General features: G+C 43.3%; 8 protein-coding genes and 1 pseudogene. 5 read left to right on the top strand and 4 right to left on the bottom strand.

Going from position 1 to position 11673, the window contains the following annotated elements; translation table 11 throughout:
• Position 1 precedes the first annotated feature (1 nt).
• The gene (locus tag ACT3IB_RS01345; RefSeq protein WP_491537220.1) at positions 2-325 is read right to left on the bottom strand and encodes a DUF3467 domain-containing protein; all 324 of its coding nucleotides are present in this window, start codon (positions 323-325) and stop codon (positions 2-4) included.
• A gap of 45 nt (positions 326-370) precedes the next feature.
• Positions 371-1351, bottom strand: a pseudogene (locus tag ACT3IB_RS01340) (PLP-dependent cysteine synthase family protein); the annotation flags it as partial.
• Between the two features lie 195 nt (positions 1352-1546).
• On the opposite strand from ACT3IB_RS01340, the gene ACT3IB_RS01335 reads away from it, so the two are divergent.
• A complete protein-coding gene (locus ACT3IB_RS01335) occupies positions 1547-1822 on the top strand; it encodes a DUF4290 domain-containing protein (RefSeq protein ID WP_491537219.1) in 276 nt (91 codons plus the stop codon).
• Between the two features lie 12 nt (positions 1823-1834).
• Here ACT3IB_RS01335 and ACT3IB_RS01330 read toward each other — a convergent pair whose 3' ends face one another.
• The gene (locus ACT3IB_RS01330) at positions 1835-2383 is read right to left on the bottom strand and encodes a GNAT family N-acetyltransferase (RefSeq protein ID WP_491537218.1); all 549 of its coding nucleotides are present in this window, start codon (positions 2381-2383) and stop codon (positions 1835-1837) included.
• Between the two features lie 215 nt (positions 2384-2598).
• Here ACT3IB_RS01330 and ACT3IB_RS01325 point away from each other — a divergent pair, with 215 nt between their 5' ends.
• The 4 genes from ACT3IB_RS01325 to ACT3IB_RS01310 are packed head-to-tail and all read left to right on the top strand — an operon-like array spanning position 2599 to position 7402.
• A complete protein-coding gene (locus tag ACT3IB_RS01325; RefSeq protein WP_491537217.1) occupies positions 2599-4056 on the top strand; it encodes an isochorismate synthase in 1458 nt (485 codons plus the stop codon).
• Positions 4049-5746, top strand: coding sequence for a 2-succinyl-5-enolpyruvyl-6-hydroxy-3-cyclohexene-1-carboxylic-acid synthase (gene menD, locus ACT3IB_RS01320; RefSeq protein ID WP_491537216.1), 1698 nt, complete (start codon positions 4049-4051; stop codon positions 5744-5746). The genes ACT3IB_RS01325 and menD overlap by 8 nt, the downstream gene beginning before the upstream one ends.
• A gap of 2 nt (positions 5747-5748) precedes the next feature.
• On the top strand, positions 5749-6564 hold the full coding sequence (locus ACT3IB_RS01315) for an alpha/beta fold hydrolase (RefSeq protein ID WP_491537215.1): 816 nt from the start codon (positions 5749-5751) through the stop codon (positions 6562-6564).
• A gap of 4 nt (positions 6565-6568) precedes the next feature.
• Entirely contained in the window at positions 6569-7402 is an 834-nt protein-coding gene (locus tag ACT3IB_RS01310; RefSeq protein ID WP_491537214.1) for a 1,4-dihydroxy-2-naphthoyl-CoA synthase, read from the top strand.
• A gap of 299 nt (positions 7403-7701) precedes the next feature.
• Here ACT3IB_RS01310 and ACT3IB_RS01305 read toward each other — a convergent pair whose 3' ends face one another.
• Positions 7702-11331 (bottom strand): vitamin B12-dependent ribonucleotide reductase, encoded by a 3630-nt coding sequence (locus tag ACT3IB_RS01305; RefSeq protein WP_491537213.1) that lies wholly within the window; start codon positions 11329-11331, stop codon positions 7702-7704.
• Positions 11332-11673: the final 342 nt, after the last annotated feature.

Here is an 11673-nt window from a genome sequence, read left to right as displayed (position 1 = left end):
TTTACGCTTCAGGCGTTGGTCCACGATAATTAAAGGGAACATCTATGTCATCATTGTTATTTGATATCGCTCCGTTCTCATTCTCATAGCGCTTAATATTTTCAGAAAGTGCATTCATCAAGCGTTTGGCATGATCAGGAGTCAGTACCATTCGCTTCACTACTTTTGCTTTGGGTGCTCCCGGCATCACTGAAATAAAATCGAGAATAAATTCTGAAGGGGAGTGGGATATCATAACCAAATTTGAATAGGTACCTGAAGATTCTTCTTCAGGCAGTTCAATTTGAATTTGTCCCTGCTTAAAATCTTTTGTTTGATCGGCCATAATAAAGGGGTTACTAATTAAATTTGCCGTTCGTTACTCATCGGAATCTAAAAATCCGTGATCGTCCATCCATTCATCATTATAAATCTTTGAAACGTAACGTGTGCCACTATCGGGAAGGATAATGACCATCACATCACCTTTACCAAATTCATTATTCCGGGCATACTCAAGTGCTCCATATACAGCAGCACCACACGATCCGCCAACAAACAGTCCTTCTTTTTTAGCCAGCTTGCGTGTCATCTGAAAGGCGTTCTTGTCGTTCACCTGAATAACCTCATCCAACAGATCAAAATCCATGTTTCCGGGAATAATATCTTCTCCTATTCCCTCCGTCAAATAGGGATGAATTTCATCCTTATCAAATTCTCCGGTTTCAAAATAATGTTTGTAAACTGATCCCACACTGTCAACACCCACTGTTTTGATATTAGCGTTCTGTTCCTTTAGATATTTTGAGGTCCCTGATACGGTCCCACCGGTTCCCATCCCCGCTACATAGTGTGTAATATTACCTTCTGTTTGCTCCCAAATTTCAGGACCGGTCGTCTCGTAATGCGCCTGGGTATTGCTGGGATTATCGTACTGATTAGGATAATAGGAATTAGGAATTTCTTCGCTTAGCCGCTTTGCAACAGAATAATAGCTTCGCGGATCATCGGGCTCAACATCCGTAGGACAAATTTTTACCTCGGCCCCCAGAGCACGCAACAAATCTATTTTTGCTTTACTTTGTTTATCTGTCGTCGTAAAAATGCAGTCATAACCTTTAATAGTAGCTGCAAGTGCCAATCCCATACCTGTATTTCCGGATGTTCCCTCAATGATGGTCCCCCCGGGTTCTATAAGCCCTTCCTCCTCGGCATCCTCTATCATTCTAAGGCCGATCCGGTCTTTCACACTTTGACCGGGATTAAAATATTCTACCTTGGCCAATACCGTTCCTTCAAATTCTTTTGCGACCTCATTTAATCTTACCAACGGAGTATTGCCGATGGTTTCTAATATGGAATTGTAATACATCTTGTAATTCGTGTGGTTGCAATTTTGATAAAAGTTAAAAAATGTAAGCCTCGGAATATAGGAATTTTGAGCTGTCTCCTCGAAAAAAGATTTACATTACACTTTTGTTATAGTCATTCAGCTTAAAAAAATCTTTATTCGAAGGAGCAACTCTGTTATCTTCCTCATCAAAATTAACGCCTAAGAAAACTATTTATGTTTGTAGAACAGAAAAAGCCCAAAGATTTTGACTGCGGATACAATCTAGACAGAATGATTGATTCCCTGCCACGCATTAAAGACGAAGAAGAAAGAGTAGAATATGCCGAACGTGCAGTAGGACTTATAAAGCAAAGTCATCCAAACTGGGTTGATGAAGACGGAAAAAGCAAAGCAGCCTGGGATCACTTTTTTGAGTTAGCCGATTACGATCCCAATGAGTACGGTATTTACAACCCCTTTGAATCCGGAGATAAAGAGAAGGCCGAATAGCAGCAAAAGTGGCTATTCCGCAACAGCAGCTTCTACCTTGTTTGATTGAAAATCTTTTTCCAGCAAACTAAAAATCAGCTTATCACAATATGCATCATTTTTGATGACGTGCTCCCGCAGTTGTCCTTCCTGCTGAAATCCAAGCTTCTCCACGCTTTCTATCCAAGAAGTATTAAAATCAAAGGCTGCTGTTCCAACTTTGTGCATCCCCTTTTCATTAAAACAGTGATCCAGCACAATTTTTAAGGCCTCCACGTCATACCCCTTTCCCGCATACTTGCGATCACCAATTGTGCAGTTTACAAAACAGCGTTTGTTATACTTGTCGATGGCATGCACATCTACAATACCAATAAGCTTATCGTTTTCAGATAAGTGAATCTCGAACAGCTCACTGGTTTCATTTCGCTCATCCAAAACTGACTTGATCCGCTTCAAAAAAGTTTCAAAACTCTCATGTTGATGCGGATAATCAGAATCGTAGTAATTCAGCTCCTTGTCATTGTTCCATTTATAATGAACGGATACATTCTGAAGATTGAACTCCTTTATTTCTACCATGGGATCTGTATGTAAATGATATTAGTCTGTGCTGAAATATTGTCGGTTGAATTTTCTAAATCTTAACGTAGATATGCAAACTTATTTTCCCATTTCGGTGAAAGCGCTTTCAATAATTGGCGGCTTTTAAAAAAGAGATTTCCATTATGGAAATATCAATTTTCAATTTATATTGAAACTTGTGAAAGCTGATATTGAAAAAGTGTAATTACTCTATGAACGACAGTCCTTTATCAGATATAGAAGATTATTACCCTTCGGTGGTTACTGGCCTTGATGACTCAGCGCTCAGTAATTTTTTGGAGAACCTTTTCAAAGGCTCCACTCCGCGATACGCTACTTTTAGTTTTCCAATTCAGTCGATTGACCCCCTGGCCTATCTCGAAATGTGCTGGAAAAAGGATAATTTCCAGTATTACTGGGAGAAACCAACCGAAGAATTTGCCATTGCTGCCGGCGATGAAATCACTTCAGTTACGGCTGCAGGTTCTGATCGATTTGACGTCATCAATAATAAGATTGATGAAATCCGTCAGGATTCAGCAGAGTTTTCATCCTTCTCTCATCCCTATTCCGGGTTGTTTTTATTTGGCGGATTTTCCTTTTTTGATCAAAACAGCGATGAGCTCTGGGATGATTTTCCTCCGTCATCGTTTACCCTTCCCAAATGGATGATCATCAAAGATGGAAAATTTACCCTGGCCACATTTGCAGTTGACCTTAATACATTCGATACAGCCATCGAATTACATAATCATGTTATTGCGCAACTTGAAGATCTGAAATCTACATTAGAGCAAGAAAGCACTGCCGGCACTTCCCATGAAAATGGAAAAACGTCAACTACACCACTTCCAAAGCAACAATCAGATTATCAAAAATGGTCTGATTCTGTTAATGAGGCTAAAAATCTTATCCGCGAAAATGCTTTTGAAAAAATTGTTTTAGCACGCAACATCAAAATACCCAAAAGTACTGCAACTTCCCCGACACAGGTCATTAACAACCTCCGCAAACAATATACAAACTGCTACAATTTTCTAATCCACCGGCCATCCGGAAATACCTTTTTGGGATCAACTCCTGAACGGCTGATCTCTGCCCGCAATAAGTTACTTCTTACTGAAGCATTGGCAGGGAGCATAGAGAGAGGTAATACAGCTACCGAAGATGCTTTCTTGGAAAAGAAATTATCGGCTAATGGTAAAGACCAGAACGAACATAATTTTGTGATTCGCGATATTGAAGAACGACTGGAGCCATTTGTAAAGGAGTTGAACCGAAGTGCCACACCTGAAATAAAAAAATTATCAAACGTACAGCACCTCTACACTCCTATTCGGGCACAACTAAACGATGAATCAAATATATTTGACGTACTTGGCCAGTTGCATCCTACCCCCGCTGTAGGTGGATATCCCTGGCAAAAAGCAGCCCCGTATATTAAGGAATTGGAACATTTTGAACGCGGAAGATATGCCGGGCCTGTAGGATGGATGAACAGCAAGGGAAAGATGGAGTTTGCCGTAGCCATACGTAGTGCGTTATGTACTGAAGAATATGCTTATTTATTTGCGGGATGCGGCATTGTCAAGGATTCTGATCCCGCTACCGAGTGGGAAGAAACAAACCTCAAGTTGAAGCCAATGCTTTCGGCCCTGCAGTATGACTGACCAACACCGCGGCAACACAGCCTTACAGTGGACCAACACCTTTTTCAAAGCACTTTACAAGCACGGTGTTGAACATATTGTAATATCTCCCGGCTCACGCTCTACCCCTTTAACCCTTGCAGCTGCTTCAAACCCAAAGTTCCAAAAGCATGTTATTTTGGATGAGCGTTCGGCTGCATTCACTGCGCTTGGCATCGGCAAAGCCACTAATATGCCGGCTGTTTTAATCTGTACTTCGGGCACTGCTTTAGCTAATTATTATCCAGCTGTAATTGAAGCTCGACAATCAGGCGTTCCCATCATTTTAGCCACAGCCGATCGTCCACCGAACCTAAGAGCAACCGGGGCCAATCAGGCTATTGATCAGCTCAAAATATTTGGAGATTACACCGTTTTCTTTCACGAGGTAGGCGAACCACGATCAGGTGATAAAGATATTGAGCGATTGCAAATGTTAGCCCAACAGTCGGTATCAGTCTCCCAAGAAAAACGGGGGCCTGCGCACTTGAATTTTCCGTTTCGCAAACCATTGGAACCGACAGATGATGGATTGACTCGAATCCAAAAAGAAAATCAAAACCTGCCAGAGTCAACTGTTACAAATAGAAATAACTCTACTACCCTCAATCTAAGTAACGCACTTAAAAATAAACTTTCAGAAGCTATAAAGCCGTTAATCATCGTCGGCCCTCTTGCCCCGGACGATAGCACGGATTCCATCGCTGATCTTGCTGGAAAGTTAAACGCTCCTATCCTGGCTGAATCTTCTATAAACAGTTCAAATACCATTCGTGGCTTTGCAGGATTTTTACGTAATGCGGATAGGCTTGACCAGCTCGGACCGGATGTAATCTTACGTTTTGGATTTCAGCCGACAAGTAAAAGCCTTAAACGTGCTTTGGATGATTGGAATACTGAGTATCACTTTCATTTTACAAGTACAAATGATTGGCAAGATGCCACGTTTTCAGGGGCAGAACGCATTCAATGGATGGGACAAGCATTTCATTTTGATAACCTCTCCTCTAACGCTGATGACAGATGGTTAAAAAGATGGAAACAAATGGAACAAGATTTTGCCAATCATTCTCAAAAAGCAATTAGCCAGTCCTCTGAGTTAACCGATGGCAGCGTCTATCAACAGTTAACGGCACACATCCCAGAAGACCACTTTATTGCTGTTTCCAACTCTTTTCCCGCACGTGACATCAATCTTTTTGGGCAGCATTCATCTATGACACCTCTTTTTTTGAACCGTGGTGCCAGCGGCATCGATGGTAACACTTCAACAGCAATGGGGATAAGCCATGGACTTCAAAAATCAGGGGTACTTTTCACGGGTGATCTGGCTTTTTTACACGATACCAATGCCCTGCTTAATCACAGCAATATGTCTCAATCTCTGATCGTGGTTGTTATCAATAATGATGGGGGATCAATTTTTAGAATGCTGCCTATTTATAATGATAAACAACATTTTGAATCCTATTTTGAGACGCCTCAAAATGTCGATATCAATACACTCGTCAATGCTTATGATACTCCTCATTATTTGATTAAATCTTTTTCTGAGCTCCAAAACCTTGATCTTGCCTCCATCAGTAATCAACAGAACGGATTATCTGTTATTGAATGCCAAACCGATGCTGATGCTTCGATGGAGCTCCGTAACAAACTCTGGAGTTTTTAAGTATGGAACTTCTTGAAATCAACAATCAGGAATATGCTTTTGAAATTCATCAGCGCGAGGAGAATTTGCCCTGGTTGTTGATGCTGCATGGTTTTATGGGCGATCTCCGCGTTTTTGATCATCTGATCAACAATCTGACCGTTTCCTGCAATCCGATAACAATCGATCTATTGGGTCACGGTCAATCCTCCAAACCGACAGATCCCGACAGATATAATGAGTCCTATCAAATTGATGATATTGTACAACTGGTCTATAGATTAAATCTTTTCCCGCTGTTGTTGTACGGTTATAGCATGGGGGGGCGACTGGCTTTGAAAACAGCTTTCGAAAATCCTAATCTTTTTCACGGCTTAATTCTCGAAAGTACGACAAACGGAATCCAGGATGAAAAAAAACGAAAAGAAAGACAGCAGTTGGATCAACAACGTGCAGACGCGGTTGAATCAGATTACAAGTCCTTTCTTTCCAAATGGGAAGAAGCCCCCCTCTTTCAATCTCCATTGGCTATTGATCAAGAACTAATAAACAAATATCATCACATACATCTTGATCAAAATCCAGGAGCCATGGCTGCCTCTTTGCGTGGGTTTGGAACAGGATTTATGACTCCTGAAACTGATCATTTCCACGGGTACAACAAACCCACTATGCTTATAGCCGGATCAGCAGACGAAAAATATAAGCGAATCAACAAGCAATTGACTGATTTTTTTTCAAATGCCCACCTCCGTTTCATCAAGGCCGGGCATCGTGTTCACTTGGATAATCCCAGCGAACTCACAAATGAACTAACTACTTTTATTGATAAAATCTGACATTATGAACTGGAAAACTGTCAATGAATACGAAGACATCACTTTTAAAAAATCCAACGGCGTAGCGCGCATCGCTATTAACCGTCCGGAACTTCGCAATGCGTTTCGTCCTAAAACACTTTTTGAATTGCAAGACGCATTCTTGGATGTCCGAGAGGATGCGTCTGTTGGCGTGGTATTGCTCACGGGAGAAGGGCCTTCGCCTAAAGACGGGAAATGGGCTTTCTGCTCCGGTGGTGATCAAAACGTACGAGGCAAAGCTGGCTATAAAGACGATGCCGGAACGCCGCGACTGAATGTGCTGGATCTACAACGGCTCATTCGATTTATGGGCAAAGTTGTTATTTGTGTAGTTCCCGGCTGGGCGGTCGGCGGTGGGCACAGCCTTCACGTGGTTTGTGATCTCACCATTGCCAGTAAAGAACACGCGATATTCAAACAAACGGATGCCGATGTAGCCAGCTTCGACGGCGGCTTTGGCTCGGCTCTGCTGGCCCGACAAGTGGGCCAAAAGAAAGCGCGCGAAATCTTTTTCTTGGGCCGAAACTACTCCGCCCAAGAGGCTTACGATATGGGGATGGTGAATGCGGTGGTTCCCCATGACGAGCTCGAAGAAACAGCCTACCGGTGGGCGCAGGAAATTCTGGAGAAAAGTCCAACCGCCATACGAATGATTAAGTACGCTTTTAACCTTGTGGATGACGGCATGGTTGGTCAACAGGTATTCTCCGGCGAAGCTACGCGTCTGGCTTACATGACGGATGAAGCTGCCGAAGGACGCGATGCCTTCCTCGAGAAGCGTAAACCAAACTGGGATGATTATCCGTGGATTGGATGATTTTTAGAATTTTATTTATTGGAAGATAAAACGTGCCAATCGGCACCAAGAATTATTGTTGAGCCCAAATAATCCACAAGAGGTTAAGACGAGTAATAACGATACAATCGTCGTTTTTCGCATCTCATGATTTACATTACTCTTACCACTTCTCTGGTCTAGATCCAAAAGTAACTTTGTTGATAAGTCTATTTACATAGTTTACAAAAAAGCAGTTAAAGCAAGTAATTTTCTAAAAAGCAAAAGCCCGCTGCATAACACAGCGGGCTTTTGCAATTGAGATATTTGACCTTAGTATTTTACGAGCAACCGGTGGTTGAACCACACGTGATACATTTCTGACAGGTTCCGTTTCGGACCATCGTCATACTTCCGCATTCGGGACAAGAATCACCGGTGTAACCCAGCTCTTTGGCCTTTTCGTAATCACTTTGATAACTATCATCATCAGCCGCGGTTTGTGCTTGTTTGGTCGGCTGTGATTCTACCACGGTCTCCGGTTGGCCTGAACTTCCATCGGCATCAGATTGATCTGGTTTATCTACCGTATTTGCGCTTTCTTTAGACTTCTTTTCTTCTTCAGAAGGACGTATTTTGCGCGTCATAACTTCTTCTGCAGGAACATGTGCCAAATCATCGCGTCCAAGATACGTTACGGCCAGTTCTCGGAAAATATAGTCTATCACCGAAGTGGTCATTTTAACATGCGGACTTCCGCTAACGGTTCCGCTTGGCTCGAACTTGGTAAACGTAAAAGCATCCACAAATTCTTCGAGCGGCACGCCATGTTGTAAGCCGAGTGAAATAGCAATGGCAAAGCAATTCGTCAGGCTTCGGAATGCTGCTCCTTCACGGTGCATATCTAAGAAAATTTCGCCTAGCTGGCCATTTTCATATTCACCGGTTCGTAAATACACGCTCTGCCCACCAATTTTCACCTTCTGGGTGTATCCATTTCGGCGGCTGGGCAAACGCTTGCGCTCAGCTACATACTTGTGAACAATGCGCTCTGCTGTTTCTACTACCTTGTCTTGCTCTGCTTTCGTTTCCTCATCCAGATCTTCTTCGTCCAGATCTTCGAAGACATCACTGAGACTATTCAACGGCTGACTTAATTTCGAGCCATCACGATACAAGGCATTGGCCTTCAACATCAGCTCCCAAGATTCCATATAGGCATCTTTGAAGTCTTCGACCGTAGCTTCGTTCGGCAAGTTAATGGTTTTAGATATCGCTCCCGACACGAACGGTTGTGCTGCGGCCATCATGCGGATGTGTCCACCCGGCTTAATGTACCGCGTACCGATGCGTCCACAGCGATTGGCACAGTCAAAGACCGGCAGATGCTCATCTTTCAGATGCGGAGCCCCTTCTACCGTCATGGTACCACATACGTAATCGTTGGCTTCCTGGATTTCTTCTTTGGTAAATCCAAGATGCTTGAGGATATCAAATTGTGGATTTGCCAATTGCTCATCAGAAAGACCGAGCTCATCCTTGCAGAAGTCTTCGCCCAGCGTCCACTGGTTAAAGGCAAACTTAATTTCAAAACTGCTCGGCAGCGCTTCTTCAATCGCTTCAAGCTGTTTATCACCAAATCCTTTTTCACGGAGGCTTTCCTCATTAATATACGGGCAGCCATCCAGTGAACCATGCCCCTTGGCATAGTTGATAATTTCTTCTCGCTCCTTGGGACTGTATCCCAAGTTCTGCAGCGCTTTAGGTACGCACTGATTAATGATCTTAAAGTGACCTCCACCGGCCAGTTTCTTAAACTTCACCAGGGCAAAGTCAGGTTCAATGCCGGTCGTATCGCAATCCATCACCAGACCAATTGTTCCGGTTGGAGCAATTACAGTAACCTGCGCATTGCGATAGCCGTGCTCCTCACCCATTTTTACAGCCTCGTCAGAATCTTGGCGCGCTGCCTTCAACAGATTTTCTGGACATTCATTTGCGTCAATGCCCATAGGCTTCACAGTCAGATCCTCATACTCATCGGGATCTACATTATAAGCCGCACGCTTGTGGTTTCGGACGACTTTAAGCATCGGCTCTTTGTTCGCCTCAAATCGCTCAAATGGTCCGAGTTCTTTGGCCATTTCTGCACTCGTTTTATAGGCATTCATGTGGATAATACTCATCAATCCACCGGCAATCGCACAACCTTCATCACTATCATATGGTACCCCTTGCACCATTAGTGCAGCACCTAAGTTGGCAAATCCGAGCCCGAGTGTACGGTATTTGTATGATAGATCTGCAATTTCTTTGGATGGAAACTGTGCCATCAGTACAGAGATTTCCAAGACGACCGTCCACATCCGCGAAGCATTGCGGAGCGATTCAACATCAAACTCTTTGCACTCATCTGTTTTGAAATATTTCATCAAATTCAACGACGCCAGGTTACAAGCCGTATTGTCGAGGAACATATATTCCGAGCATGGATTACTTCCATTAATCGGTCCGTCATTGGGGCACGTATGCCACTCGTTGATAGTATCGTGATATTGTGCTCCCGGATCGGCGCATGCCCAGGCAGCATTTGAGATCTGATCCCAGAGTTCACGGGCCGGCATTGTCTTATGAGGCTCAGGTTCACGTCCTTCTTCGGCAGCCTTGCGCTTTTCTGTTCTCCAATAAAGATCCCACTCGTCATCATTTTTGACGGCTCGCATAAACTTATTGGGAATACGAACGGAGTTGTTTGAGTTTTGTCCGCTTACCGTACGATAAGCTTCGGAATCCCAATCCGTATTATAGGTTTCAAATTCCAGATCGGTGTACCCTTGCGCGGCCAGCTGAACGACGCGCTCAATATAATTAAGGGGCACCTGATCTTGCTTTGCTTCTTTTATGGCTTTGCCAAGCTCTTTATTTTTTACAGGATCGCGACTTACCGCACCATTGAATGTTCGGCCGTCAACTTCTACAGGCTTATTGCAAAGCTTGATAATTTTTTTGAGATGATTTTCTAATATTTTGGATCCGGCAACCATCGAAGCCACTTTTTGCTCTTCCCGGACTTTCCAATTCACATACTCTTCAATGTCGGGATGATCAAGATCCAGTGTTACCATCTTGGCCGCGCGCCGCGTGGTACCGCCCGATTTAATAGCACCCGCTGCTTTATCGCCGATCTTAAGAAAGCTCATTAATCCGGATGATTTTCCTCCACCGCTCAAGGGCTCTCCTTCACCGCGGATCTTTGAGAAGTTACTCCCCGTCCCGGATCCATACTTAAAGAGGCGCGCTTCTCGTACCCAGAGATCCATAATACCGCCCTCGTTAACGAGGTTGTCATCAATACTCTGGATAAAACAGGCATGGGGCTGTGGATGAGAATAAGCATCCTCAGACTCCGTTAATTCTCCTGTTTTTCCATCTACATAATAGTGGCCTTGCGACGGACCATTAATACCATACGCCCAATGCAAACCGGTATTAAACCATTGGGGACTATTTGGGGCCGCCATCTGATTGGCCAGCATATAACTAAGCTCGTCATAAAAAACCTTCGCATCTTTTTCAGAATCAAAGTAATCATGTTTCCATCCCCAGTACGTCCAGCAGCCGGCAAGACGATGAAAAACCTGGCGGCTGTCATACTCCCCGCCATAATAATCGTCCTCATCAATCCCCTCCTTTTTCATTGCCTTCTCGTCAGCTTCGGATCGCTGCAACCACTCCGGCACTCCTTTTTCTTTTACTTTCTTGGTAATCTGGGGTACGCCTGCCTTGCGAAAATATTTTTGGGCAATCACATCGGTAGATACCTGCGACCATGTTTCGGGCACGATCAACTCTTCCATTGAGAAAACGATCGATCCGTCAGGATTTTTTATCTCTGACTTTCGACTCTCAAAATTCATATCTCCAAATGGACTGTCCCACTCCTCTTGTGTATAAAATCGCGAAAATTTCATATGACTAACTACGGTTTATTTTAATAATTTTTGACTTAGTTGGAAGGCTCTGTAAAGCACAAATTTATGTCGTTCTCTTTCAATTAAATATAAAGGAATGCGACTATGGAGCAAGCCGAAATGGCTAAAACTTTTCCACAAAATGCAGAAGTTATCCACAATGGATCGCAAAATTTGAGGTAAAAATTGCGGACTTTTTTATCCGTTATAAGAAAAATTGTGGATAACTTTGTATAAGTCTGCAATGGGGCCAAAACGCTACTAAAGTTACCTTCAGAAGACCAACCTTCTCCTGTTCAACAAATGGGAATCCGTTCAAATAAAAAGTCTCCTTCCATCCAA

This window comes from Fodinibius sp. GM21 (assembly GCF_058386955.1).
The sequence above is the reverse complement of the archived record's forward strand: the minus strand, read 5'-3'. Positions and strand labels throughout refer to the sequence as shown.

What these genes read in the sequence shown, in the direction of transcription:
- ACT3IB_RS01345 (WP_491537220.1), bottom strand. Translation starts at nt 325, where the DNA reads ATGGCCGATCAAACAAAAGATTTTAAGCAGGGACAAATTCAAATTGAA.
- ACT3IB_RS01335 (WP_491537219.1), top strand. Translation starts at nt 1,547, where the DNA reads ATGTTTGTAGAACAGAAAAAGCCCAAAGATTTTGACTGCGGATACAAT.
- ACT3IB_RS01330 (WP_491537218.1), bottom strand. Translation starts at nt 2,383, where the DNA reads ATGGTAGAAATAAAGGAGTTCAATCTTCAGAATGTATCCGTTCATTAT.
- ACT3IB_RS01325 (WP_491537217.1), top strand. Translation starts at nt 2,599, where the DNA reads ATGAACGACAGTCCTTTATCAGATATAGAAGATTATTACCCTTCGGTG.
- menD (WP_491537216.1), top strand. Translation starts at nt 4,049, where the DNA reads ATGACTGACCAACACCGCGGCAACACAGCCTTACAGTGGACCAACACC.
- ACT3IB_RS01315 (WP_491537215.1), top strand. Translation starts at nt 5,749, where the DNA reads ATGGAACTTCTTGAAATCAACAATCAGGAATATGCTTTTGAAATTCAT.
- ACT3IB_RS01310 (WP_491537214.1), top strand. Translation starts at nt 6,569, where the DNA reads ATGAACTGGAAAACTGTCAATGAATACGAAGACATCACTTTTAAAAAA.
- ACT3IB_RS01305 (WP_491537213.1), bottom strand. Translation starts at nt 11,331, where the DNA reads ATGAAATTTTCGCGATTTTATACACAAGAGGAGTGGGACAGTCCATTT.